The organism is Halopenitus malekzadehii (genome assembly GCF_900108505.1).
Taxonomy (GTDB): Archaea; Halobacteriota; Halobacteria; order Halobacteriales; family Haloferacaceae; genus Halopenitus; species Halopenitus malekzadehii.
This window is the reverse complement of record NZ_FNWU01000009.1, coordinates 1-24,891: the sequence shown is the minus strand read 5'-3', so window position 1 is coordinate 24,891 and position 24,891 is coordinate 1. Positions and strand designations below refer to the sequence as shown.

Below are 24,891 nucleotides of genomic sequence, written 5' to 3'. Positions count from 1 at the left end.
GGCACGGAAATGAATGTTACCCACCGTACCCGGCGAGACGTTTACGGTCCGTGCTCCCCAACGACGGGTGTGACCGATCGACCGATCGTCGTGGGGCTGACGGCGACGTTCATCGGACTCACGGCGCTGTTGGCGGTCGGCGGCGTCGTCGTGCATCCGGTGTTGCTGTTCGTCGCCATCCCATTCGGCGCCGCGGCCTACCTCCTCTCGCTGCACGCACGAGGACGGCTCGATGACCGGATCCGGTCGCGGACCGTCTCGCGCGCGGCGACTCGTCAGCGCGAGCGCGAGCGGCGAGCACGCGATCGTACACGGCGAAACCGGACGGACGCGTTCGGGGCCGACGCTCGTGGGACGGAGCGCGGACGCCCCGGCGGGACCAGTGCCGCCGGTCGCCGCCGGGCGGGCGCCGCGGGTGGCGGCGATCGGATGGGGCTGGAGGCTGCATACCGCACGCTCGGCGTCGATCCGGATGCCGACGAGGAGACCATCAAACGCGCCTACCGCGAGCGGGCGAAATCGCTCCATCCGGACGCCGAGTCGGGCGACGAGGAGGCGTTCAAAAAGCTGACGCGCGCGTACGACCGGCTCACCAAACGATGATCAGGCTCACCAAGCGGTGGACCTCCGGGTAGTGGGAAACCCGACGGAACCGGCACGCACCGCTCAGTCGTCGGCGCGGGCCCGATCGAAGGGATGTGGCGGGAGCCGGAGTTCCTCGAGTCCGGGAAGGTGTTTCACGTTGAAGACGATACGCAGGTCGTCGGTAAGCGGCTCGCCGACACAGGAGAGCCGGATGTCGCTGTCGATCAGCTCCTCGGAGAGCACGTTGTTCGCGGGGATGGATAGCTCCCCCTCGACGACGGCGACGGCGCAGTTCGCACACGCGCCGCCGCGGCAGGCGTACGGCCACGCGAAGCCGCGGTTCTCGGCGGCTTCGAGCAACGACTCGCCCGGCTCGACGAGAAAGCGGCCATAGGCGGCGTGCGGGAGGTCGGCCCCGGCCGCCTTCTCGAAGAGGTCGTCGTCCCCGAGGTCCCAGCCGTGGTCCGTGAGGACCTCGTAATCGAGATACTCGACGGTCGCGGCCGCGTCCGCGGATTCGGAACCGGGATCGGGGCCGGCGTCGTCACCCTCGCTTTCGGCACCAGCGGCAGCCGCGCCGCCCCCGGGATCGTCACCGTCCCCGTCGGGATGGTCCTCGATCGTGGCGTTCCCGTCGACGATCGCTTCGTAGGCCGCTTTGACCGCCTGAAACTCCTCGGCTGAGCCACCGTGATCCGGGTGTGCTTCGAGCACGCGACGCCGATACGCGCGTTCGATCTCCCCGTCGTCCGCATCGGTGTCGATCCCCAACACGTCGTACGGGGAGCCCATACACACGATAACGGGATCGGAGGCAAAAGCCTTCCCAACCGACCCGTCACCGCCGACGGATGTCGCTCCCGTTCGAGATCGTGAAACGATCGTTACCACGGTTGCGCAAACATCGATCGATCGCCGGTTCGGTTGAAGGGCTAACGTCTCACCCGCCAGGAACCTGAATCGAAATCGAAAGGCGCGGTCGTTAAGTGGGTACCGTTCAAAGGAAACGTATGGCAGACGCCACCGATCTCGAGGAGCTCAAACGCGGCACGGAGCTGGTCAAACGCGGGTTCGCCCGGATGCAAAAGGGCGGGGTGATCATGGACGTCGTGACCCGTGAGCAGGCCCGGATCGCGGAGGACGCCGGCGCGGTCGCGGTGATGGCCCTCGAGGCCGTTCCGGCCGACATTCGGAAACGCGGCGGCGTCGCCCGGATGCCCGACCCGACGAACGTCACCGAGATCATCGACGAGGTCTCGATCCCGGTGATGGGCAAATCCCGGATCGGCCACCGCAAGGAGGCGGAGATCCTCGAGTCGCTCGGCGTCGACATGATCGACGAGTCCGAGGTGCTCACGCCGGCCGACGACGAGTACCACATCGACAAGCGGGCGTTCACCGCGCCGTTCGTCTGTGGCGCCCGCAACCTGCCGGAGGCGCTCCGCCGTATCAACGAGGGCGCGGCGATGATCCGGACGAAGGGTGAGGCCGGCACCGGCGACGTCAACCAGGCCGTCAAACACCAGCGAACGATGCAGCGACAGATCCGCGAGATCGCGGGACTCGAACACGCCGAACGCGAGAAGTGGGCCCGTGAACACGGCGCTCCGCGCGATCTCGTTCACGAGACCGCCGAGGTCGGCCGTCTCCCGGTCGTCAACTTCGCCGCCGGCGGGATCGCCACGCCCGCGGACGCGGCCCTGATGATGTACTACGGCTGTGACGGAATCTTCGTCGGCTCGGGCATCTTCGGCGCGGAGAACCCCAGCGAGATGGGCACAGCGATCGTCGAGGCCGTCACCAACTGGGACGACGCCGACGAGCTCGCCGAGATCGCCCGCGGCGTCGGCAAGGGGATGCAGGGTCAGTCGACCGACTCCATCCCGGAGGAGGAGCGCCTCCAGGGTCGCGGCGTCTAGTCGGACACGCAGGACAGAGGACTCACCGGACGGACCGGGTCTTTTCACACCTCGCTTTTCAACACACCATCGACCGACGGGTCCGCCGACCCCACAGTTTCACCGGGATCGCGGCGTCGACGAGGTCACAACGTCGCCGAAGTCACAGCGTCGCCGCGGTCACAACGTCGCCGAAGTCACAGCGTCGCCGCGGTCACAACGTCGCCGATCTCACAGCACCGTCGCGCCGCGTCCGATACGGGTCTGATACGCTCGTGACTCGACGCCGGCGTTCGCGAACGCGTCGACCATCGCGGCGGCGATGTGGCGGCGCCGTGGTTCCTCACAGACCGCAAGCACCGTCGGGCCGGCTCCGCTGACGGTAACCCCTGCGGCACCCGCCTCGAAGGCCGCCTCGCGGACGTCGTCATAGCCGGTGATGAGGCGGGCGCGTTCGGGCGTGACGACCGGGTCGTCCATACCCTCGCCGACGAGCGCCGGATCCGACCGACACATCCCGATCGTGAGCGTCGCGGCGTTCCCGACGGTCTCGACGACGTCCTCCATCGACGCGGTCTCGGGGACGACCCGGCGAGCGTCACGGGTCGAGACGGCGACGTCAGGCAGACACGCCACGAGCGGGACGCCCGTATCGACGCCGTGGGTCCCGGTCGGGGTGGTGACCGTGAACCCGCCGACGATGGCCGGCGCGACGTTGTCCGCGTGGGCGACGCCGGAGACGACCGCCTCGCCCTTGGCCGCGATCGGCACGAGTTCCTCGCGGGAGTGGCCGCGGTCGTAGAGTTCGTTGAGGCCGACGGCGGCCGCGGCGGCGCTGGCCGCAGAGGAGCCGAGCCCTGACGCCGGCCGCACGCCCTTATCGATGTGGATCTCGGCGGGCGCATCGAGGGCCTCGACGACCGCGCCGACCGTGTTCTTCTCCGGGTCCTCGGGGATGTACTGGGCGCCGACGCCGGTGACCTCGATCGAGGTCGTCTCCGCCTTCTCGACGGTTACGACGTCGGCCGGCCGGGCGAGCGCGGCACCGAACGTGTCGAACCCGCTGCCGAGGTTCGCGCTCGTGGCGGGTGCCCGTACCGTGATCATACTCGGGGGTTGCGGCGGTGGGCAAAAAAGGAGGTGGATCGATCCGCGATCGGAAGCCGACGACCCCGGAGCGTGACGGCGACGAACGGTCGGACCGTGGCCGCGATCACTCAGCCATCGTCCACAGCAGTGGACCGACGACGATGAGCACGAGACCGAAGAGGATGTAGGGCGCGGACATCGTGCTGAACGGCGCGACGGCGAAGATCAACCCGAAGACGACGAGGTTGACAGCGATGACGCGCTGACTCTTCAGCGGGAGCGCCCCCAGCGTGGTCACCGCGAACGTGAACAACAACACGTGCCCCAGGTGATAATTCAGCAGGAAGTTGTTGACCAGGGGTTGCAGCGGGATCATTCTCGTTCGATGCTGCGTCCGGTCGGCGCATTAAAGTTCCGTTTCGTCCGACCGAGCGGGCATCTGTGGTCGATCGATCGGACCCACCACGAGACGACCGATCGCGAGACGGTCCACGCGGCTGCTGACGCTGTGTGGAAGCGCTACCGATCTGCCGGGGCGTTACCCGTCGATCGTCGGGGCGTCCTGTGCGCCGAGCTGTGCCGAGGAACTCCCGTCGGCGGACTCCCAGTTCACCGAAACGGTCTCACCCGACCAGTTTCCATCACCGTCGCTCTTCCGGACGTGTTCACTGTCACCGGCGGAGATCGGGGTTCCCCAGGTGGTGTCACCGGCAAGGCCGTCACCGGTGGCATTGATCGTCACAATGGCACCGTCTGCGATCGTGTCACCGCCGGCGTGTGAGATCGTGGTGCCGTTCGTCGAGTTAAACTCGAAGTCGAAGCTTGCGGTCGGTTGCGTGTTCTGGAGATCGTCGCCAAGCCCCAGCACGAACGTGCCAATCACGGCGGCCAGAATGACGGTGATCGCGACCATCAGGATGACGCCGATCACGGGGCTCACTGCGCGGTCCTCGGTGAAGAGTTCGTTCAGGTTCATAGGTATACACCAACCCCCACCGTCGAACGATCACGTCCGAGCAGCGACGGTCGTTGTTCGATCGAATTCGGAATGATTATTTAAACGTTCGGTCCACAGTATCAGATCGTGAAACGGGAAAATACGTTTCACCGGCTGTCGCTGGAGGGAAGACAGCCCTAGATATTATAGATAGGTATCCGTGGACAATAGGTATCCGTGGACAGTACGGTTCTCACGATTCCCGAGCGTGTCGGCTCTCCCAAGACCCGTGAAATCGATCCTGAGGCTGAGTCGATCCTGGTGCCGAGTCACTCATCGCGTGTGCCGTAGGTGTCTGCACCCCAGCCATAGTCGGAGTCTTCGTCGTTGCGGTCGAGATATCCCTCTAGAACCTCCAGAACCGCGTGGCCGAGATCCGCCAATTCACCAGCAATCAGCGATCGTGTGATCGAATCACGCGACTCAATCGGGTGTTCCTGCTGCCATTCGTCGGGGACGCGCGGTGCATCGAACCGAAGGCGGTCTTCGCTTGGATCCCAGTAGAAATCGAACGCCTGGAACAACCGCTGGTCGTTGATACTGTCAACGTGCTCTTCATCGAGAGTGGTGTATTCAACCCATTCGTTGAACCCTTCCTGCCACGCACCATCCTGGAGGAGGTCCTCGATATCCCCACGGTAGAAGTCCTCCGCTCCGAGTGTCTCTTCTTGCCACTCAAACTCACGCGGCATACCCCGATTCGAGAGGTCGGGCGGATCAGGAACTTCAATATCAACGGTCATATGAATCAGTTCACTGAAATACAATGGCTCGCCTCGGGGTTAAGTGATTCGGGAGTCGAAGTCCCTCGTCATCACGAAAGGGAAACAAAGAGCGTTCAAGTGGTGTGAGGATACGATAGAGACATCCCGTGTACTGAGGACCCGGAGCATTCACCAACATAGATCCACCACAGAGCTATCCGGCTAGAGACCGAACTATACTGAATGGCAGATGATAAGAACGGTCGAGACAAGCAGGCACAGGACGCCGAGCGACGCCAGCAAGAGCGCGCGATCGCCACTGAACTGGAACGTGGCGACGAACAAGAGCCGCCGATCGAGACCGACGAACGCACCGGGCTTGAGGCGGCGCTCGAAGCAGTCTCATTCCCAGCAACCGGGACGACCATCGTCGCGACGATCGGTGAGTACGAGGTTGAGTCAGCCGAGGGCAGCTACAGCATCGAGGCCCTACTTCCGGAGACTGACACAGAGCAGTTCGACTCACCGGCTGCCGTTCGTGTACAGGTGGCAGCGCCGACCGTTGCGGCGGCGATGAAACGGGTCGTGGAAGCGAGCAAGACGCTTCCACAGACGGAGTTCGGGTGGACGCAGCGCAAAGCCTATGAGAAGACGTTCGAGGAACTCAACGCGATCGACGCAGATGACGATGACGACGGAGTGCGCAGTATTAGCGACTGGATCGTCGATCGAATCCACGACACGGAACGCCTCCCGACTTCCCGAGCAGTGCGCCGGGAAGCAGCAGCGCTCTGTCGATCGAACGGATACGAGGTTCGGACCGACGAGTGGCTCGGGATCTAGACACACAGGCCCAGCAGGTGCGAGGGCTGCTCGATGTGGAGTCCGTCCACAGTAGATCTCCCCGCCAAGTGCTGGACACCGCAGGATGGCGAGAGAGGATGAGTACGTTCTATTTAAATATTCAAGGAGAACTCTCTCAAGAGTTAGCGTATCGGACGAAATTAGGTGGCTGGGGAGTTCCCGGCCCCTAATACGCCACGGCCAAGGACCGTGGACGTTGTAGGTGGGCCAACACGGATTTGAAACCGTGGACTAGAGGGCCTGAAACGCAACAAATCAGGCAATTAGGCCTATCAAACAGATCGCTCATCGCGTCGAGCCATTGGAGGAGCGTTTGGGTGTTCACGGGACCAGACTTGACCACAGATAAACTCGAACCAATGCGACCGGCAGAGGCAAAGGAAATGTATCTCTCACAGCGTGAGAGCGAAGTCTCACAGAGTACGATACAAGCCCATCACTACCGTCTCAAGCACTTCGTCCGGTGGTGCGATGAGGTCGCGGAGATAGACAACCTGAACGAACTGACGGGACGGGACCTCCAACGGTACAAGATGTGGCGGCGCGATGACGGCGACCTCAACAACGTCACGATGGTCACTCAGTTATCGACCATCCGCGTCTTCATCAAGTGGTGCGAGAATATCGACGCGGTAGCGAGCGAGACTCACGAGAAAATATTGTTGCCCTCTCTCGGAAAGACCGAGGACCGGCGAACAGCGATGCTCAGCGATGAGGCGGCGGCGCAATTGCTTGAGTATCTTCGCCAATTCGAGTTTGCGACTCGAACGCACGCGCTCATCGAGGTACTGTGGCATACCGGTATCCGAATCGGAGCCGCACACAGTCTCGATGTAGAGGACTACGATCGAGAGGAACAATATCTCGAACTCCACCACCGTCCCGAGACGGGAACGCGGCTCAAAAACAAGACCGAAGGTGCACGGTACGTTTCTCTGAGCGCCAATGTGTGTGATGCGCTGGATGCGTATCTCCAGTACAACCGCGATGAGGGCGGGGATGGTAAGGGACGAAGCCCGCTATTCTCCGGTCGGTGCGGGCGTCCCGCTAAATCGACGCTTCGAGACAGTATCTACCGTATCACTCGTCCTTGTGAATACACAGGAGAGTGTCCTCACGACCGCGAGATAGACTCCTGTGAAGCATTGGAGAATAACAAGGCGAGTACCTGCCCATCGAGTGTGAGTCCACACGCGATACGTCGTGGGTCAATCACCCACCACTTGTCGGAGGACGTGCCGGAGAAGGTCGTTAGTGACCGGATGAATGTGAGTCTGGATGTGCTTGAGAAACACTACGACCGACGTGGTGAACGAGAAAAAGCCGAACAACGTCGGGATTATTTGGATGACCTGTGAAGATGTAGAGGAAACCCCTGCCCTCTGGCCGTACTACCAAGTAAATCGCTCAGTGCAGGTGGTTCACCTATCGATTAAGAATATAAGTGGTCGAATGGCAAGTCAGACAGCAGAAAGAACAATAGTGTAGGGCTTGTATCACGTTATATGGATGGACGCGGTTCAGACGAAAAAGGGACGCTTGCCCCGATTTATCCAAGTGAGATACCGTATCTCCCGGATAACGCACGGCGATGGGTCGCTATCTTCCTATTGATAGCATTTGTTAGTGGATTTGTCGTCTCATCTCTGATGTGGATTAGTAGTCTTTTCTGAATAACTCGGGCCGCCTCAGTTCGCACGCAGACACTGATGGGAAATTCATCGGCTTTCCATAGAATAAATACTCTGAATAGGATTCCAGTACTGCAGTCCGACAACGATTCGGCTCAACGCTCAGTAGGCTCGTTCAAAGCGAGCGGCTAAACAGAACCCACACGTAGCGGCATCGTGCGTGGAAATTATGGTTGAACCCTATCATTATAGAGGGTTCTGTTCGTGGAATAGTAAGACGGAATTAGGTGGCTGGGGAGTTCCCGGCCCCTAACACGCCACGGCCAAAGACCGTGGACGTTGTAGGTGGGCCAACACGGATTTGAACCGTGGACCTCCCGGTTATCAGCCGAGCGCTCAACCTGACTGAGCTATTGGCCCAGGTGAGCGCATTTCCCGCTTGCGCGGGTAAGAGTTTAAGGGTTTCCCTTTGAAGATCGTCGCGCAGTCAGTCGGTTTTCGGCACGGTATCGATCCACGCATTCACGCGACCGTCGAGGGTCACCGTTCGTCAGGAGACCGGCGATCGTCGTCGCGGTCGTCGGCGGTATCCTCGACCGTGTAGTCGACATCGACGACGTCGTCGGCTCCGTCCGCGGTCCCCGCCGTCGTGTCGGAGCGAGCGCTCGAGCCGGAACCGGACCGCGAGCGGGATCCCGACCCGGCGGCACCGCCGTCTCCGGGGCTGCCGCCATCGCCGGGCGGCGTGAATCCACCGCCGAACGCGCCGCCGGACCCGTCGAACCCCTCGCCGTCGGGGAAGCCGCCGATGTACACGTTCCCGCTCAGGAAGCCGTCCGTCCGGCGCTCGAGGTACGGGACGAGGACGAAGCGTTTGGTCACCGCCCGGATCGGGATCCGCGTCGGCGGGAACGCCAGCAGGAACCCGATCGTGTCGGTGACGAGCCCGGGAGTGAGCAGGAAGGCACCCGCGGCGATGAGCAGCGCGCCATCGAGCAGCTCGTCGGTCGGCGGCTCGCCCCGGGCGGCCTTTCGCTGCAGTCTGGCGAGGGTGTTACGGCCCTCCGCCCGAACCAGCAACATCCCCAACAGCGCCGTGAGCACGACCAGCGCGACGGTGAGCTGCCAGCCGAGGTAGTCGGCCACGACGACGAGGAACAGCGCGTCCGCAAGCGGGATCACGAGAAGAAGCGCGATCAGATAGCGCAGGCGCATATCCTCGGGTTCAACTCGCGGACCCATAGCCCTTTTCGTCGGGGACGGCCGCGAATCGCCGCTGGAAAGAATGGAACCGCCCCGGAACCGAACGGAACGGACCGTCACCGCTTTGTGAGGCGACGACGACCCACGGATATGTCACGGGGGTCAGCATCCGGATCGACCGATGCCGCCGATCCGCGGGAACGAGGAACGCCACGGGAGCAACCGACGCGGCTCTCGCTCCCGCGGTGGGCTGCCCCGCTGCCGGCCCGACTCGAGGCGATCGCGTTGCGATGGGTCTGGGTGATCGTCGCGATCAACCTGCTCGGAACCGCCTTCGGCTTCTGGTACTACCGGTTCCAGCTTCAGCAGATCGAGCCGCAGTGGTGGCTGTTCGTCCCGGACAGTCCCGGGGCGACGCTGTTCATCGCGCTCGCGCTCGCGGCGTGGGCGCTCGGGCGACCGAACGACACGCTCGCGTCGCTCGCGTTCATCGGCAACATCAAACTCGGCCTGTGGACGCCGTACGTCCTCGTGGCGTTCGCGCCGGGATTCCTCGAGTTCACCCCGATCCCGATGTATCTCTTTCTGTTCTGGAGCCACATCGCAATGGCGGTGCAGGCGTTCGTCCTCCACCGGATATCGGGGTTCCCGCTGCACGCGATCGCGATCGCCGCGACGTGGTACACGGTCGACCTGCTGTTCGATTACTTCGTGCCGCTGGGCGGGCAGGTCACGCACACGTCGGTTCCGTACGCGGGATCGACGCCGTGGTTCACGACGACCGTGCTCCAGGTCGCGGCGGCGGGCGCCGTCGTGTTGACGATCGCCCCGATCGCGTGGCTGCTGGCGACCCGAATCCGGATCGTCGCCGCCGACGGACACGCCTGGGAGTGACCCTCGCGACGACGCGGTCGACGCGCCACGTCACGCGTCCAGCGTCGCCTCGGTGTCGATCCCGTACACTCGCCGTGGCGTCTCGACGTGGGCAACCCGGATCGCGTCATCGTACCCCTCCTCGAGCAGCCAACGAACGCGCCGCGGGACGGTCTTCGGACCAAGGACCGCGCCCGGTTTGTCGGGGTCGTCGACGAAGTCGGTCTCCATCAGGAAGGGGTCGCCGTGCTCCGTCGCCCGCTTGGCGGCGCGCTCGAGCCGGTCGCGCTCGCTCATCACGCTCGGAGTCGGTCCGCGGAGTCGGCCGGCGGCGTAGTGTTTGACGACGCGCTCCGGGGTGAGCCCGCGCTCGTCGGCCCACGCGGCCAGCTCGGAGAGGTCCTCGCTGGCCTCCGTGTGCAGCTGGACCGCACAGTCGTGCTCGGCACCGAGCGTGAAGGCGTGTTTCGTGACCGCGTTCGAGGCGTCCCACACGGCGTCGGACACCTCGTAGTGGGGTCGGCCCGACTTGAGCGCGAGCGCGTCACCGTCGGCGACGTATTCGGCCGCCACCGAGAGCCCGCCCTGCATCAGCTCGCGCGCCTCGTCGGGTGAAAACCCGCGTTCGTCCACCAGTCGGCTGATCAGCCCCGGATGCACGCCGAGGACCGGCCAGGCGCCGCCATCGAGCAGCTCGTCCGCCGCGCCCGCGACGTCGATCGTCTCCTCGAAAACCGCCCGGAAGTCGGCGGGCTCGCCGGCCTCGACGCCGAGGTGCCAGGAGGGCTTGTTCACCACGAGCAGGTGTGTGCCGCCGAGGTGCCGGAAGTCCCTAACGGCGTCCATCCCGCGGCCGTGTCGCGGATCCAGGTGGAGGTGGTTGTCGAGCACGGGCGTTGGCAGGTCGGGGTCCGTCATCGGCGAGGTCTTCGGCCGGCCGCCTAAAAGTGCCCGCGATCAGCAGGGCGGCGTGACCGCGATCAGAAGGAGAGTCGGACCGCTCCAGCAGTGTGATCGGCGGCGTCCGCGTCATCCCCTTCGATCGGCGGGACCGTGACCGCGGCCTCGAGGTCGCCGAAGGCGGCGTGGAGGTGCTCGTAGGTCCGGTCGACCGCCTCGACGATCACCGTGGTGTCGCTCACCACCGGCATGAAATTCGTGTCGCCGTCCCACCGCGGGATCACGTGCGTGTGGATGTGGTCGTCGATCGAGCCGCCGGCGGCCGACCCACCCAGGTTCATCCCGGTGTTGACGCCGTCCGGGCCGGAGGAGCCCTCCAGCGCCGCGATCGTCGCCGCCTTGAGCCGCCCGTGTTCGAGCATCACGTCGTCAGCGAGCGCGCCCCACTCGGCGACGTGATCGTACGGGATCACCATCGCGTGGCCCGGGTTGTAGGGGGCGTTGTTCAGGAGGACGAAGTTGTGCTCGCCGCGAGCGACGATCCGGGCGTCGACGTCGTCGCCGCGCTCGGGGAGGACACAGAAGGGGCAGCCGTCGATCGGATCCCGATCGCGTTCGACCCACTCGATCCGCCAGGGGGCGTAGATCTGGTTCATACCGTCGATGTGGGCGGGCGGGTCTTGAAGGGTTCCGTCGACTCCAACGACGGTCGGGCAGGGTCGGCCGCCGGTCCGGAATCGACCGTCGATCCAGTCTCGACCGAAGCGACGGTTTTTGTCCACGCACGCCGACGTCGAGAGTAATGGATCCACGCGTACGCGACCACGCGGAGACGCTCGTCGACTGGAGCGCGCGCATCGAGGCCGGCGACGACGTGATCGTCGACGTCGACGAGGGGGCACACGACCTGGCGGTCGCGGTCGTCGAGGCGCTCGGCGAGCGCGGGGCGAACGTCGAGGTAACCGACGGCTCCGGCGAGATCACCCGAGCGTATTTAAAAGGACGCGAGAACGGGGACGAACCGTTCGAGGCGGATCCGGACCACTCGCTCGCGCTCTTCGAGGCGGCCGACGCGTACCTCCGGCTCGGCGGCGGCCGGAACACGATGGCGACCGCGGACGTCGACCCCGAGACGCGCCGGGCGCACGCCCGATCCCGGACCGGGATCCGTGAGGCGCGAATGGACACCGACTGGGTCTCGACGGTGCACCCGACCCGGAGCCTCGCCCAGCAGGCGGGGATGTCGATCGAGGCGTATCGGGAGTTCGTCTACGGCGCGGTGTTGCGCGACTGGGAGTCGCTGGCCGCGGAGATGGACCGGCTCAAAGAACGCCTCGACGCCGGCTCGGAGGTCCAGATCCGGATCGACCGCGAGGACCGCCCGACCACGGATCTGACCGTCGGGATCGAGAACCGGACCGCGGTCAACTCCGCGGCCTCCGTGGCCTACGACTCCCACAACCTCCCCTCCGGCGAGGTGTTCACCGCACCGGCGACCGTCGAGGGGACCGTCTGCTTCGACGTGCCGATGACCATCTCCGGGCGCCGCGTCCGGGACGTTCGCCTCGAGGTCGTCGACGGCGAGGTCGTCGCGTTCGAGGCCGCCACGAACGAGGACGCGCTCGCGTCGATCCTCGAAACCGATGCGGGCGCTCGGCGATTCGGGGAGCTCGGGATCGGGATGAACCGCGGGATCGACCGGTTCACCGACTCGATCCTCTTCGACGAGAAGATGGCCGGCACCGTGCACCTCGCGCTCGGCCGCGCCTACGACGCCTGCCTGCCCGAGGGCGAATCCGGCAACGACTCGGCGGTCCACGTCGACCTGATCGCGGACGTCTCCGCGGACGCGTCGATCGCGATCGACGGCGAGGTGATACAGCGAAACGGAACGTTCCGGTGGGAGGACGGCTTCGAGGGATAACGATCGGATCGGTCCGATGCACCTTTGACGACCGATCGTGAAGGGAGCCCGTGTTCGGAGCCGCGATCGCGGACCCGGCGCTCTGGACGGTTCACCAGTCGATGCTGCACCAGTCCATACTCGGGGCCCAGTCGACTGTGGGGCTTCAATCGGTGCTCGGGACCCAGTCCGTGTCGGCGACCACGATCGCCGCCGAAACGGTCGCGCTCCTCCGGGAGGTCCTCCCGCGACTGGCCCGGATCACGGTCTTCATCGCGCTCGGCGTCTTCCTCGCCAACCTCGTCGTCTCGTTCGGGCTGATCCGGTACATCGCCGGCGTCGCGGGCTATCTCACCCGACCGGCCAACCTCCCGGACGAGGTCGGGACCGCCATCCTGACGACGGCGGCGTCGACGACCGCCGGCTACGCGACGCTCGCGGAGTACCGCGAGTCAGGGCTGCTCGACGACCGCGCAACGATCGTCGCCGTGATGATAAACACGTTCTTCGGGTTCGTCCAACACGTCTTCACCTACTACGTCCCCGTCCTCATCCCGATCCTCGGGTTTCACACGGGCGTCCTCTACGTCTCGATCCGCGCCGGGATCTCACTGGGGATCACGGTCGCGGGCGTGGCCATCGGCGGCGTCGTCCTCTCCTCGCGGAACGTCGATCGATCGGCGCTCGCGGAGCTTGAGACCGGCCACGGAACCGGTAGATCGGATGGCGGCGAGTCCGAGACGGACGGCACAGCGGACGACTGCGAGTCCGATGACGCCGAGGGCTCACCCGACTCCCCCCGCGACCGGGCTCGGGAAGCCGCTCGGAAGACCGCCGGCACGCTCCGGCGGATCGTCCCCAGACTGGCCGTGGTCTACACGCTCGTGATCGCGCTCATCACCCACGCCGACGTCGAGGCGCTGACCGGCGTCGCCGAGCCCCTCACCGCAGCGCTCGGGCTGCCCGGCGCGTCGGTCGCGATCGTGGCCGTCTACTCGCTCGACACCACGGCCGGGGCGGTCGCGATCGCGCCGCTCATCGGCGAGACGTTCACCCCGCGGACCGCGGTGGTGACGATGCTGCTCGGCGGGATCGTCTCCTTCGCGGTCTCGACGTTCAAACGGTCGATTCCCTTCCAGTTCGGGATCTGGGGGCCCGAGTTCGGCCTGAAGGTGATCGCCGTCAACACCGCGATGAAGCTTGTGTTCATCTCGGTCGCGATCGCGGGGCTGCTGCTCGCTCCGTGAGTGGAAGGGCTGGAGGTCAGGGACGGAGGCTGGGGGCCGGAGACCGGGGAACACCGCGATCGGTCCGGTTTTGCCACCGGAGCTGAAACCCCGCCCGTGGTCAGACGCCGCGTCTACACGAGTCTCTACGCCAGCTTCCTCTTTACCGTTCTCGGGAGCGTAGCCTGGGCGACCGGACAGCCGTTCATCTTCCCGAGTCTGGGCCCCACGGCGTTCGTCCTCGCCTTCGACCGCCACGGCGGTCGCGACCGGGCCCGCCGCGTGATCGGGAGCCACCTGATCGGCGCGGTGGCCGGGCTCGGCGCGTACCTCCTCGTTGCCGCCGGGGTGACGCTCGTCGAGTCACCGGCGCCTGCCTCCCTCGACGGACTTCGGCTCGCCGCGTCCGGAACGCTCTCGATCGCGGCCACGAGCTGGGCGATGATCGCCACCGACACGAACCACGCCCCGGCCTGCGCGACGACGCTCATCGTCTCGCTCGGGCTGCTGTCGACCCCGCGAGCCGCCGCGACGATCGTCCTCGCGGTCGTGGTGCTGGTGGCGACACACGAACTCGCGCTTGCGGCCGCCGGGTGGACTCGGGCGCGGCTCGTTGGCTGAGCGAACGGCGACCGGGAGCCGGATCCAGTCCCGGTTCCTGGATCCGGTCCTGGCGCCCGTCGACGACGATCGGCGACGGATCTACAGCACGAGCAGCGCGGCCTGATACAGGAACCCGATTCCGAAGACGCCGATCAGCGCGATCGTCGCGATCACGACGATCGGAGAGAGCAGCTCGTCGTTGTCGATGTCGACGATGTAGCCGTCCATACGCAGCGTTTTCCCGCCGTCGATAAACCCTTTTCGTCGCGTTGACGAGACGTCGCAGCCGTCGTCGACGAAGGAGTCTCAGCTATCGTCAACGAGACAGTAGGCGTGTCCCGGCGCCCGGACGGTCGTGGACTCGTCGTCGTTCCAGTAGCCGGTGATGTCGGCGCGCTCGGCGTAGTAGATCCGACCGTCGTGGGGCACCGCCGCGCTCGTGACGTGACCGTTGTTCGGGACCGTCCACCGGATCTCGCCGGTGTCCTTCTCAAGCGCGTAGAGGTTCCGGTCGTACGAGCCGACGAGCACCGCGTCGGCCGTGACCGTCACCGAGCCGATGACGTGGCCGCCGACGTCCCGGGACCAGACCACGTCGCCCGTCTCCATATCCAGGGCGTGGACGTGCTCATCGTCGCTACCCATATAGACGATTCCGGTGTCGGGGTCGATACCCGGGTTGGACATAATGATCTGGCCGGTCTCGAACGACCACAGGCCCTCGCCGGTCGCGGTGTCGAGACAGTGGAAGTTCCCGTCCCACGAGCCGACGAACGCGCGGCCCTCGTACTGCGGGATCGTCCCCTTGATCTCTGCGCCGGTCTGGAAGGACCACTCGAACGCCAGCGAGGGGAACTCCCAGCAGTAGCAGACGCCGTCGTTCGAGGCCGTGATCAGCCGCTCGTGCTCGGGGTCGATCGAGACGGACGGGTGGGGCATTCCCCACAGCCGGTCGTCACTCCACAGCGGCCGGCCGGTGTCGGCATCGACCGCCCACAGCGTCCCGGCCGGCGGGTTGTTGTACTCCACGACGACGTAGAGGACCCCGTCCCAGTAGGCCGGGCTGGAACCGATCGCGATCGCGCCGTCAAAGGCCATCCGAGAGGTTCGCCAGACCTGCTCGCCGGTGCCGACGTCGAAGGCGTACAGGTCCCCGTCGTAGCCGCCGATGTAGGCGATCCCGTCGACGATCGCCGGAGTGCCGTGGATCCCGAGCGACGTGGCGCCGGTCCGCTGGGTCCACTGATGCCGACCCTTCGGGCCGACCGCGTGCACCAGTCCCGTATCGGCCGGGATCACGATCGTCTCGCCGTCCGGCGCCGGTCGCGGGCTCGCCTTCGCGGCGGTGTGGCCGATGTAGTTCGCCGGGAACTGCCAGTTGACCGTGACGGAGTCGGGGACGGTCGCGTCGGGGTAATAGCCGAGTCGGCGCAGCCCGCGCCGGAACATCGTGACGCCGTCGTCGTCGGGATACGTCCGGTCGCCCGGGAGCGGATCGGGGTCGAAGTCGGCCTGCGATCGGTCGAGGGTTGCGTGACCCCAGCCGTCGAGACAGCCGGCCGCACCGGTCGCCGCCGCGGCCGAGGCGACGCCGGCAAGGTACCGGCGACGGGAAGGGGTCAACGCGCCGTCGCGAGCGGAATCGTCTGGCGGGTTCGACATCGGGTCGGTTTCACTCGCGGGCACTGGGGTATAGCTGTTGTGTTCGTCGGAACCGCGTGTGGTCGCCGAAACCGCGTCGTGGTCGCCGGACCCGTGAGTCACTCCGCGAGCAGTCGGTCGCGAACCGCCGCGGTCGTCTCCGGCCAGTCGTCCGCGAGGTCGGGGAGCACCTCCTGGACCGCCGATCGGTGAGACCGGATCCACGACTCCTCCTTGTCCATCTCCAGGCGCCACTCAGCCAGCGAGTCGATCGCGAAGTCGGCGGCCGTGTACGTCTCGCCGCCGACGCGGACCTGCTCGTGCAGATCCCCGCAGTCGCGACAGCGGAGCGCGGAGACGACGAAGTAGCGTTCGAGGCGGTCGTGAACGGTGTCGTCGTGAACGGTGTCGTCGTGTGTGCCGTCGGTATGTGGTGCAGGACACATCGAGACGGGATGTGTCGCTATCGGTCATAAACCGTCGCGACGCCGAGGTCGGGCTCGGTCAGGCGCCCGGCACGCCGAAGGCGCCGATCCCGAGGCTGAACAGGCCGTTGAGCACGATCAGGATCACGAGCGCGGCGATCCAGGCGACGACCCCGATGATCGCCGCCTTCGTCCAGCCGCCGGGATAGCGCCAGTTGATGACGCCGACCCAGACGACGAGCGCGATGAGCGGCCCGATGAGCGGGACCCAGGACGTGACCGCCCACGCGATCGCGCCGATCAGGGCGGTGATCACGGCGTGGGAGTAGTCGTCGACGTCGACGACGACCCGCGCGCCGGCGTAGATGGCCAGGCCGCCGACGAGCAGTGCCACAACGAAGCTGACGATCGATCCGAGTACCATGGGCCGACGGTTTCGACCGACGCCGTATATATCGTTCGGCGTAGATGTTGGATTAGAAACACGATCGGCGCGAAGGGCGCGGAGAGCGCGATCGGCGCCACGTCACTCTCGAACACGATCGACGTCGATCACTGCCGATCGTGACCGCGATCGGTCGCGACCGGAGCCAGCGATCGCGCGCTGGCCCGGAGCTGTTCGGGCGAGCAGCCGCCCACGGTTGCGGCCTGCTCGAGCGAGATCGTCCGGGATCGATAGAGCGTCACGGCGGTGGCAACGGCGTGTGTGGTCATCGGTGGACGATCAGATGTTCGAATGCGTTTGTATAACTATTCCGGTTTAGATACTACTAATAAACGCTATAAGCCGAATGGGTGGTTTGAATGAGTATGAATATACGACTTCCCTGATCGAACTTCCAGATATTTTCGTGGCCGTGTCCACGATCGTGGTGACGGCCCGATCGACGCTCGATGGCGGTATTGAAAAGGGACGCCGACGTACGTCGACCCGGCCGATGACGATCGACCGCTCCGAGCCGGCTCGGCACCGGCGACGACGAGCCCTATGAGTGCCGAGGCCACTCCCGATACGTCGACGTCGGCGGAGCTCGCTCCGCCCCGACGCCGTACATCCGGATCAACCGTTCGTCCGTCGTCAGATCGTCGCCAGATCGTCGCCAGATCGTCGTCAAATCGTCGTGGGACCGTCGTGTCGTCGATCCCGACGTTCGATCCGACGCAGGGGTCGCTGCGATCCACAGCTTCAAGGGGGGTCGCGGGAACCACTCTACTCAGGTCGAGATATGCCGATTTCGCTCGGATCGACGCAGCTCTTCTGGCTGTACGTCCTTCTGTTCGCCGCGTCGGCACTGGCGTGTCTCTGGTCGCTCCGAGCCGTCTCGCGGGTGCAGCACCCGGCGGTACGGCGCGGACTCTCCTGGTTTCTCCTGTTGTGTGGGGGGTGGGCCGCGATGCACGTCGGGTACCTCGTCTCCCCGACCGACGCGCTCCGGTACGCCTTCTACGTCGGCGGCCTCGTGGTCGGCTGGGCGGCGATCGGCCCCTGGCTCTACTTCTGTTCGGCCTACACGGGGCGCACGCTTCACAAGCGATCGACCGTCCGGCTGGCGGCGGTCGCGACGTTCCTCATCGTCGCAACGGTGAAGGTCACCAACCCGATCCACGGCTACTACTTCTCGACGGCGGTGGCCACGCGACCGTTTCGCTACCTGCAGATCGTCCCCGGGGTGCTCCACTGGGTCGCGATGGGGCTTGCCTACGCGCTCGCGTTCATCGGCTTCTTTATGCTCTACGAGCTGTTCGCCCGCGTCGACTCGAACACGCGGCCGCTGTTCGTCCTGGTCGGACTCACCGGGATCCCGATCGTCCTCGACGTCCTCAGCGTGTATCACGAGCTCGTGTTGACGGTCACCTATTCGCCGATCGGCGTCGCCGCGTTCGCGGTGGGCGTCGGATACGTCTACTTCGACGAGTTCCAGGTCATCCGGCTGACCGGCGGGACCGACGACCCGGTGATCGTCGTGGACGACGACGACCGGATCCGGGAGTGCAACACGCAGGCGGCGGCCGTCTTCCCGACGCTTTCCGAACACCTCGGGGAGCCGCTCGCGGCCGCGTTGCCCGACCTCGCCGCGGCGCTCGAGACGGACGGGGAGAAGCTCGCGATCACCGATCGTGGGTCCCCACGCTACTACACGGTGTCCACGGCAAGCTTCTACGCGGCGGCGGCACGGCTCGGGACGTCGATCACGCTCGTCGACGTCACGGCGGAGGAGCGGTACCGACGGGAGCTCGAGGACCGGAACGAACGACTCGACCGGTTCGCGAGCATCGTCAGCCACGACCTCCGGAACCCCCTGCAGGTGATCGCCGGCCGCCTGGACCTCGCGGCCGAGACGGGCGACCTCTCACACCTCGAGCCCGCCCTCCGCTCGGTCGACCGGATGCACGAGCTGATCGACGACCTCCTCGAACTGTCCAGGGAGGGGCTCTCGATCGACGAGACCGAACCCGTCTCGGTGCCCGAGTTCGCCCGGGAGTGCTGGACACAGATCCCCGCCGAGGGGGCGACGATCGTTGTCGAACCGTTCGAGCTCATCGTCGACGCCGACCCCGAGCGGCTGAAACAGGTCTTCGAGAACCTCTTCCGGAACGCGATCGAGCACGGCCACGAGAACACCCTCACGAACGGCGATGAGGACGGCGGTGAGGACGTCACGATTCGCGTCGGCCCGCTTCCGGACGCGCGGGGCTTCTACGTCGCGGACGACGGGGAGGGGATCGACCCCGGGGTGCGCGAAACGCTGTTCGACCCCGGCATCACGACGACGGCCGACGGCACCGGGTTCGGACTGCCGATCGTTCGGACGGTCGTCGAGGCACACGGCTGGTCGATCACGGCCACGAACGGCGCCGACGGCGGTGCCCGGTTCGAGATCGAGACCGGCGAGCGCGACGCCGAACCGGTGACCGGCGAGTGATCGGCGGCCGGTACTGACCGAGACAGCGTGGAGGTGGAGCTCGCGACGACACGACTGCGGGACGAACCGAAACGAGTCACAACGAAACCGGGACCGCAAAACACACGAGAACCAGTCGACACACAGGAACCAGTCGACAGCGTGCGCCTACCGTGACTCGGCCCTCCATTTCGCGTCCGAGCCGCCGAGATCGCCCGCGAACGCGTTTCCGTCGTCGACCGTGTTCGGCAACCGGCGACGGTCGGTCGCGTCGAACGTCGCCGGCGCGCGGGCGACGGGATCGGCGAACCGATCGGATGCGTGGCGGTCAGCGTCGATCGGCGGCGTGGTCGGGCGGGCCGAAGCGGTGCTGTCAGTATCTGATCGCGGATCAACCGTGTACTACGGATGCCATCATCGTCCCGAAGACGTCGGTACGTAATAAACGTTCGTGAAGAACCAACATTTTCCGATCGATCAATGATGATGGATCGGTGTGCGGAGAGACGGTCGACAGAGATGCAGCGAGAGTGTCTCGGGGCTTGCCCCCGAAGTACTTCACACACGCCGATCCGGGTGTTTCGGCCCCATACAGCGGTCGCGTCGGCGATCAACTCACGAGGTCGCCGTCGAGCGTGACCGAGTCGGTGGCGGCGTTGCGGAGGGCGTCCGACCGCCCGAACTCCCCGGGCGCGATCGCGACGGTTCGGACGCCGTAGCCGTTCGCGGTCTCGACGACCGGCTTGAAGTCGGTGTCTCGTGAGGCGATGGCGAGCGTCGTCATCCGTCCCTCGGCGGCGAACCGCGTGGCGTCGACGGCGAGTTTCACGTCGACGTCCCCGGAGGTGATGACCACCTCGTAGCCGCGCGCCTCGGCGGCCTGGATCAGCCCCGGCGTCGCGTGCTCGTCGAGGTACAGTCGGGCGGTGACGAGCGTCCCTTCCGCAGTCGCAGCCGCCCGGACGTCGTCGAGATCGACGTCGAACTCCTCGCGGAGGACGTTCGGTCCGTCGACGAACAGCGCCACGCCGGCCGTCCGCTCGACGTGGGGGCCTCCGAACGTCGCCGCGTTCGATTCCGCGTCCCCGTCCGCGTCCGCATCCATAGTCCTCCTACCGGTTCCGGGGGCATAGGCATCCCGATCCGGGACGGCGGCCTATCGGCGCATCCACTCGCTCGCCTGCGGCTCGGCGGGATCGGTGACGATCTCGATGAGGTTCGGCCCGTCGTCAGCGAGGGCGTCGGTGACCGCAGCCGGGATCGCGTCCGCGTCCGTGATCCGGCGCGCATTGACGCCCATCCCCTCGGCGATCGCCGACAGATCGAGGTGGGCGTCAGACCAGCCGTATCGACCGTCCCGAAAGCCGTACGACCGGCTGGCCTCGTCGCTGATGATCGCGTAGTCGTCGTTGTTCAACGCGAGGACGGTGACGTCGACGTTCTCGGCCGCCAGGGTATGCAACTCGTGAACGCACATCAATAGCCCACCGTCGCCGACGATCGCCGCGACCGGCGCGTCGGGATTCGCCAGTTTCGCGCCGATGGCCGACGGGAGAGCGGTCCCCATCGTCGCCCAGGAGCCGGGATTGACGTACCGATCCGGGCCGAACGCGGGAACGGAGACGAGCGTCCACAGCCGGGACCCTCCCGCGTCCGCGGTGAGGATCGTCTCGCGGGGTAACGCCTCCCGGATCGCCCGGAGCGCTTCGATCGAGGGCATCGGGTCGTCGCCGCGTGCCTCCTCGATGAGGCGGTCGAACCGTTCCCGATCGGCGGATCGAACCGATCGGGCGCGTTCGACCCCGTTGGCGTCGTGTTCACTCGGAGCCTCCGGAAGCCGGTCACCGATCGCCGCGATGGTCGCGCCCGCGTCGGCGACGATCCCGACGGTCGGGTCATAGCCCACCCCGATGTCGTCGACGCCGAGCGTGACGTGGACCAGTTCGTCGGGCAGCGGGACGGAGAAGTGGCGGGTAGCGACCGCATCGAGGTCCGACCCGACGGCGAGCCCGACGTCGGCGGACGCGAGCAGCTCGGTCAGCTCCGTGCTCGCGCCGCCACAGAGCACGCCCGCGGAAAGCGGGTGATCCTCCGGGATCGTTCCCTTTCCCTTATACGTGGTCACGACCGGCGCGTCGAGCCGCTCGGCGAGCGCGACGAGGGCCGTCGACGCACCCGAGCGCCGGACGCCGCCGCCGGCGAGGATCACCGGGTTCACGGCCGCCGCCAGTCGATCGGCCGCGTCGGCAACGGCGTCGGGATCGGGGCGGTCGGGCTCGGGAACCGGGAGGTCACCGACGGCGGCCTGCGGGACCGACTCGGCGAGGAAGTCCTTCGGTATCCCCACGCGAACGGGGCCCTGCGGGTGCTCGCGCGCCGTCCGGATGGCGCGGGCGATCGCCGGAATGACACCCTGTGCGGTTTCGACCAGCACGTTCTCCTTGACCACCGTGTCGTAGGTCTCCGGCGGCGTCTCGTGGATACCGTCGCCGCCGCGGACGTCATGTTCCGTCTCGACGGCGAGGTGTAACAGGGGAACCGCGTCGTTGAGCGCGTTCTTGAGACCGTTCATCGCGTTCATATCGCCGGGGCCCGGAACCACGACGGTGGCCGCCATCTCGCCGGGCGGCCGGGTCTCCGCGTACCCCCACGCCTGGTGGGTGACGGCGGTCTCGTGGCGGGCGACGACGAACCGGGCGTTCCGGCGATCCAGCGCCCGGTTGAGCGGGAGGGTCTGTTTGCCAGGGATCCCGAACACCGTGTCGATCCCATCAGCGAGCAGCCGGTCGACCAGGGCGCTCGCGACGGTGGGTGTCTCGGGCGACGACGCCGCGTCAGGGGATCGATCGCCGGTCATCGGTCCGGCTTCGACCGATCGCCCCATAAGACTTCCTCGAACCGCCGCCGGTGAGGGGGCACCGAAAAGGATTAACCACGAGGGAGCGAGAGCCCGAAACGACCATCGATCGCCGCGCCGGCAGCGACGATCGAACCCACAGTGACACCGACAAACCCCTATGAGCTTCGACGTACCCACCGACCGACGCTATCTGGAATCGCACGAATGGACGACCACGGAGGAGCCGATCCGGATCGGGATCTCCGCGTTCGCACAGGACGAGCTCGGCGACGTCGTCTTCGTCGAACTCCCCGCGGCGGGCGAGTCGATCACCGCCGGCGAGACGTTCGGCGTCGTCGAGTCGATCAAGGCAGTTTCGGACCTGTACGCCCCGATCTCCGGCGAGGTGACGGCGGTCAACGAGGATCTCTTCGACGCCCCCGAACTCGTGAACGAGGATCCCTACGGCGAGGGCTGGATGATCGAGATCGACCCAGACGACGAATCGGCCCTCGAGGAGCTGCTGAGCGCCGACGAGTACCGCGAGCAGATCGAGTAGCGGACGGTCGAGTAGCGGGGCGGTCACGGAGCGGGCGGTCGAGCGAGGGTTACGGAAAATTCGAGGCGAAAGCCTCGCCCTTCAGGGCGTCACCAGAACGCTCTGCGTTCTGGTTGCCCGCCAGACGGAGTCTGGCGACGGGGATGAAGCCGACCAACAGTATTCAACCGCCAACGATGGTATAGACGGGGTTCCAACGCAATCTTTAAGCCGTCCGACCGTGATAGTATGCATAGATTGTAAAGAGCACCCGTCACGCGAAATACGAACTCTACTACCACATAGTGTTCGTGCCGAAATCGGGCGGGACCGGAGGTCCCGCTGACCTCGCGGAACAGGGTTCCGCTCAGTATCGGCGTTCGCACCTGACGGGGTAGACGAAGGAACGTCTCGAAACCATCTTCGCGGAAATCTGTGAGGATAAGGGCCTCGAACTGGCCGAGTCCGAGGTCATGCCCGACCACGTACACCTGTTCATCGGGAGTCCACCGAAGAACGCCCCGTCGCTCATCGTCAACTGGGTCAAGGGCATCTCTGCGCGGAAGTACAACCAGCGGTACGACGACCGCGTGAAGTGGACTCGTTCGTACTACGTCGGTACGGCGGGCAGTGCCTCGAAGGGCGCTGTCGAACGCTACATCGCTGAACAGGAGGGTGGCGACGCATGAAGCGCGTCAACACCTTCGAGGTCATACCACAGACCGAGAACGACAAAGAGTGCCTCCTACGTCTACTCGATGCATCCGCTTCTCTGTGGAACGAACTGACCTACGAACGTCGTCAGAACTACTTCGGTGACGGCGACGTGTGGGACACTTCCGAGTACCGAGGACGCTACAACGGTGTCGTCGGAAGCGCGACTGTCCAACAGGTCACGCGCAAGAACAGCGAAGCGTGGCGGTCGTTCTTCGCCCTCAAGGAGAACGGCGAGTACGCCAACCCACCGTCGTACTGGGGCAACGAGGAGGACGGACGCGAACTCCGTACCTACATCCGCAACAACCAGTACACGATTGAGTGGGGCAAGCGTAGCCGTCTCGAAATCCCTGTCGGGCAAGAACTGAAAGACGAATACGGACTCGGCTACCACGAACGACTCCACCTCGAAGTCCGAGGCAACCCGAAGTGGGACGGCAAACAGGGTCGTCTGGAACTCGAATACGACGAGGTTAGCGACACGTTCAGGGCATTTCAACCAGTCACCGTACCTGATTCTCGACTGGATTCACGGAAAATCGAAGATTTTCCTGAAGTCGAAAACGCGAAGCGTTTTCGGAATTCACCACTGGCTTCGGAAGAAGCCGCCCTCGACGTTGGAGCGAACAATCTCGTCGCCTGTTCCACGACTACTGGGAACCAGTATCTCTACGACGGTCGGGAGTTGTTCGGACGGTTCCGCGAGACGACCGACGAAATCGCTCGCCTACAGTCGAAATTGCCCGAGAGACGAAGTCTCTCGGAATCACGGAAGACGGAGTCTTCCGGACGACTCTGTGAGAAACGCTACTCCTCGAAGCGGATTCGACGGTTGTACCGACAGCGGACGAAGCGCCGTGACCACGCACAGAACGCGCTGGTGCGCGACCTCGTTGAACGGCTATACGACGAGGGCGTGGCGACGGTGTACGTGGGCGACTTGACCGACGTGCTGGAAACGCACTGGTCGGTCAGGGTGAACGAGAAGACGCACAACTTCTGGGCGTTCAAGAAGTTCATCCACCGTCTCGCGTGTGTCTGTAAGGAGTACGGCATCAGCCTCGAAGCCGAGTCGGAAGCGTGGACGAGTCAGACGTGTCCCGAGTGTGGCGACCACGAGAAGACGATTCGCCACGAGGATACGCTGACGTGTCCGTGCGGTTTCGAGGGACACGCCGACCTCACGGCGTCAGAGACGTTCCTTCGAGAAAACAGCGATTGCGAAATCAGGCCGATGGCACGGCCCGTGCGATTCGAGTGGGACGACCACGACTGGTCGGGGAAACCACACCCTCACGAAAGTCCCAAAGAAGTGCGCACAAACCCGCAAGTTGCCCCGTGGGTCGGTAGCT

26 protein-coding genes, 1 tRNA gene and 1 pseudogene are annotated in these 24,891 nt (G+C 65.4%); 12 read left to right on the top strand and 16 right to left on the bottom strand.

Annotated elements, in window-relative coordinates; genetic code table 11:
• Window positions 1-69: 69 nt before the first annotated feature.
• Window positions 70-603: a J domain-containing protein gene (locus BLW38_RS11820; RefSeq protein WP_092817431.1), complete on the top strand. Its 534-nt coding sequence runs from the start codon at window positions 70-72 to the stop codon at window positions 601-603.
• 63 nt (window positions 604-666) lie between these two features.
• Here BLW38_RS11820 and fer read toward each other — a convergent pair whose 3' ends face one another.
• Window positions 667-1,377, bottom strand: coding sequence for a ferredoxin Fer (gene fer, locus BLW38_RS11815; RefSeq protein ID WP_092817430.1), 711 nt, complete (start codon window positions 1,375-1,377; stop codon window positions 667-669).
• A gap of 218 nt (window positions 1,378-1,595) precedes the next feature.
• Here fer and pdxS point away from each other — a divergent pair, with 218 nt between their 5' ends.
• Entirely contained in the window at window positions 1,596-2,504 is a 909-nt protein-coding gene (pdxS, locus tag BLW38_RS11810) for a pyridoxal 5'-phosphate synthase lyase subunit PdxS (RefSeq protein WP_092817429.1), read from the top strand.
• A 210-nt stretch (window positions 2,505-2,714) separates the two neighbouring features.
• On the opposite strand, the gene BLW38_RS11805 is transcribed toward pdxS, so the two are convergent.
• The 4 genes from BLW38_RS11805 to BLW38_RS11790 all read right to left on the bottom strand — a co-directional run bounded on the left by BLW38_RS11805 (window position 2,715) and on the right by BLW38_RS11790 (window position 5,312).
• On the bottom strand, window positions 2,715-3,590 hold the full coding sequence (locus BLW38_RS11805) for a homoserine kinase (RefSeq protein ID WP_092817428.1): 876 nt from the start codon (window positions 3,588-3,590) through the stop codon (window positions 2,715-2,717).
• A 106-nt stretch (window positions 3,591-3,696) separates the two neighbouring features.
• Complete coding sequence (locus tag BLW38_RS11800) at window positions 3,697-3,948, bottom strand: hypothetical protein (RefSeq protein ID WP_092817427.1); 252 nt, start codon at window positions 3,946-3,948, stop codon at window positions 3,697-3,699.
• 162 nt (window positions 3,949-4,110) lie between these two features.
• Complete coding sequence (locus BLW38_RS11795; protein WP_092817426.1) at window positions 4,111-4,548, bottom strand: type IV pilin; 438 nt, start codon at window positions 4,546-4,548, stop codon at window positions 4,111-4,113.
• Window positions 4,549-4,838: 290 nt separating this feature from the next.
• A complete protein-coding gene (locus BLW38_RS11790) occupies window positions 4,839-5,312 on the bottom strand; it encodes a hypothetical protein (protein WP_218143062.1) in 474 nt (157 codons plus the stop codon).
• A 204-nt stretch (window positions 5,313-5,516) separates the two neighbouring features.
• On the opposite strand from BLW38_RS11790, the gene BLW38_RS11785 reads away from it, so the two are divergent.
• Entirely contained in the window at window positions 5,517-6,116 is a 600-nt protein-coding gene (locus BLW38_RS11785) for a DUF5789 family protein (protein WP_092817424.1), read from the top strand.
• A 338-nt stretch (window positions 6,117-6,454) separates the two neighbouring features.
• The gene (locus BLW38_RS11780) at window positions 6,455-7,495 is read left to right on the top strand and encodes a tyrosine-type recombinase/integrase (protein ID WP_245710195.1); all 1,041 of its coding nucleotides are present in this window, start codon (window positions 6,455-6,457) and stop codon (window positions 7,493-7,495) included.
• Window positions 7,496-8,114: 619 nt separating this feature from the next.
• Here BLW38_RS11780 and BLW38_RS11775 read toward each other — a convergent pair.
• Both BLW38_RS11775 and BLW38_RS11770 read right to left on the bottom strand, forming a co-directional pair.
• Window positions 8,115-8,188: transfer RNA gene (locus BLW38_RS11775), tRNA-Ile, on the bottom strand.
• A 120-nt stretch (window positions 8,189-8,308) separates the two neighbouring features.
• Window positions 8,309-8,983 carry an FxsA family protein gene (locus BLW38_RS11770; protein WP_092817422.1) on the bottom strand — a complete coding sequence of 225 codons (675 nt, stop codon included), beginning with the start codon at window positions 8,981-8,983 and terminating at the stop codon, window positions 8,309-8,311.
• A 138-nt stretch (window positions 8,984-9,121) separates the two neighbouring features.
• Here BLW38_RS11770 and BLW38_RS11765 point away from each other — a divergent pair, with 138 nt between their 5' ends.
• Window positions 9,122-9,865, top strand: a complete 744-nt coding sequence (locus BLW38_RS11765) for a DUF1405 domain-containing protein (protein WP_092817421.1) — start codon at window positions 9,122-9,124, stop codon at window positions 9,863-9,865.
• A gap of 30 nt (window positions 9,866-9,895) precedes the next feature.
• Here the strand turns inward: BLW38_RS11765 and BLW38_RS11760 are convergent, their stop codons facing one another.
• A complete protein-coding gene (locus BLW38_RS11760; RefSeq protein WP_092817420.1) occupies window positions 9,896-10,762 on the bottom strand; it encodes a TatD family hydrolase in 867 nt (288 codons plus the stop codon).
• A 62-nt stretch (window positions 10,763-10,824) separates the two neighbouring features.
• Window positions 10,825-11,400, bottom strand: coding sequence for an HIT family protein (locus tag BLW38_RS11755; protein ID WP_092817471.1), 576 nt, complete (start codon window positions 11,398-11,400; stop codon window positions 10,825-10,827).
• Window positions 11,401-11,546: 146 nt separating this feature from the next.
• On the opposite strand from BLW38_RS11755, the gene BLW38_RS11750 reads away from it, so the two are divergent.
• The 3 genes from BLW38_RS11750 to BLW38_RS11740 all read left to right on the top strand — a co-directional run bounded on the left by BLW38_RS11750 (window position 11,547) and on the right by BLW38_RS11740 (window position 14,494).
• Window positions 11,547-12,668 (top strand): aminopeptidase, encoded by a 1,122-nt coding sequence (locus tag BLW38_RS11750; RefSeq protein ID WP_092817419.1) that lies wholly within the window; start codon window positions 11,547-11,549, stop codon window positions 12,666-12,668.
• Between the two features lie 50 nt (window positions 12,669-12,718).
• Window positions 12,719-13,894 carry a nucleoside recognition protein gene (locus BLW38_RS11745; RefSeq protein WP_245710193.1) on the top strand — a complete coding sequence of 392 codons (1,176 nt, stop codon included), beginning with the start codon at window positions 12,719-12,721 and terminating at the stop codon, window positions 13,892-13,894.
• A gap of 96 nt (window positions 13,895-13,990) precedes the next feature.
• Window positions 13,991-14,494: an HPP family protein gene (locus BLW38_RS11740; RefSeq protein WP_092817418.1), complete on the top strand. Its 504-nt coding sequence runs from the start codon at window positions 13,991-13,993 to the stop codon at window positions 14,492-14,494.
• 81 nt (window positions 14,495-14,575) lie between these two features.
• Here BLW38_RS11740 and BLW38_RS16690 read toward each other — a convergent pair whose 3' ends face one another.
• From BLW38_RS16690 to BLW38_RS16290, 5 genes are all read right to left on the bottom strand, one after another.
• On the bottom strand, window positions 14,576-14,704 hold the full coding sequence (locus BLW38_RS16690) for a hypothetical protein (protein WP_281241170.1): 129 nt from the start codon (window positions 14,702-14,704) through the stop codon (window positions 14,576-14,578).
• 78 nt (window positions 14,705-14,782) lie between these two features.
• The gene (locus tag BLW38_RS11735; RefSeq protein WP_092817469.1) at window positions 14,783-16,138 is read right to left on the bottom strand and encodes an outer membrane protein assembly factor BamB family protein; all 1,356 of its coding nucleotides are present in this window, start codon (window positions 16,136-16,138) and stop codon (window positions 14,783-14,785) included.
• A 98-nt stretch (window positions 16,139-16,236) separates the two neighbouring features.
• On the bottom strand, window positions 16,237-16,563 hold the full coding sequence (locus BLW38_RS11730) for a hypothetical protein (protein WP_092817417.1): 327 nt from the start codon (window positions 16,561-16,563) through the stop codon (window positions 16,237-16,239).
• A 58-nt stretch (window positions 16,564-16,621) separates the two neighbouring features.
• Window positions 16,622-16,966, bottom strand: a complete 345-nt coding sequence (locus BLW38_RS11725) for a hypothetical protein (RefSeq protein WP_092817416.1) — start codon at window positions 16,964-16,966, stop codon at window positions 16,622-16,624.
• A 128-nt stretch (window positions 16,967-17,094) separates the two neighbouring features.
• The gene (locus BLW38_RS16290) at window positions 17,095-17,256 is read right to left on the bottom strand and encodes a DUF7317 family protein (RefSeq protein ID WP_177167491.1); all 162 of its coding nucleotides are present in this window, start codon (window positions 17,254-17,256) and stop codon (window positions 17,095-17,097) included.
• Between the two features lie 512 nt (window positions 17,257-17,768).
• Here BLW38_RS16290 and BLW38_RS11715 point away from each other — a divergent pair.
• Window positions 17,769-19,466, top strand: coding sequence for a sensor histidine kinase (locus tag BLW38_RS11715; RefSeq protein WP_092817414.1), 1,698 nt, complete (start codon window positions 17,769-17,771; stop codon window positions 19,464-19,466).
• Between the two features lie 589 nt (window positions 19,467-20,055).
• On the opposite strand, the gene BLW38_RS11705 is transcribed toward BLW38_RS11715, so the two are convergent.
• Both BLW38_RS11705 and BLW38_RS11700 read right to left on the bottom strand, forming a co-directional pair.
• Window positions 20,056-20,550, bottom strand: coding sequence for an NYN domain-containing protein (locus tag BLW38_RS11705; RefSeq protein WP_245710191.1), 495 nt, complete (start codon window positions 20,548-20,550; stop codon window positions 20,056-20,058).
• A 51-nt stretch (window positions 20,551-20,601) separates the two neighbouring features.
• Complete coding sequence (locus BLW38_RS11700) at window positions 20,602-22,302, bottom strand: thiamine pyrophosphate-binding protein (protein WP_092817412.1); 1,701 nt, start codon at window positions 22,300-22,302, stop codon at window positions 20,602-20,604.
• A 160-nt stretch (window positions 22,303-22,462) separates the two neighbouring features.
• Between BLW38_RS11700 and gcvH the strand changes: the two genes are divergently transcribed.
• The 3 genes and pseudogenes from gcvH to BLW38_RS11685 all read left to right on the top strand — a co-directional run.
• On the top strand, window positions 22,463-22,843 hold the full coding sequence (gcvH, locus tag BLW38_RS11695) for a glycine cleavage system protein GcvH (RefSeq protein ID WP_092817411.1): 381 nt from the start codon (window positions 22,463-22,465) through the stop codon (window positions 22,841-22,843).
• A gap of 236 nt (window positions 22,844-23,079) precedes the next feature.
• A pseudogene (gene tnpA / locus BLW38_RS11690) lies at window positions 23,080-23,511 on the top strand (IS200/IS605 family transposase).
• Window positions 23,508-24,891, top strand: a 1,384-nt coding sequence (locus BLW38_RS11685) for an RNA-guided endonuclease InsQ/TnpB family protein (protein ID WP_092817920.1), incomplete at its 3' end; no start/stop codon positions are given. The pseudogene tnpA and the gene BLW38_RS11685, both read left to right, overlap by 4 nt.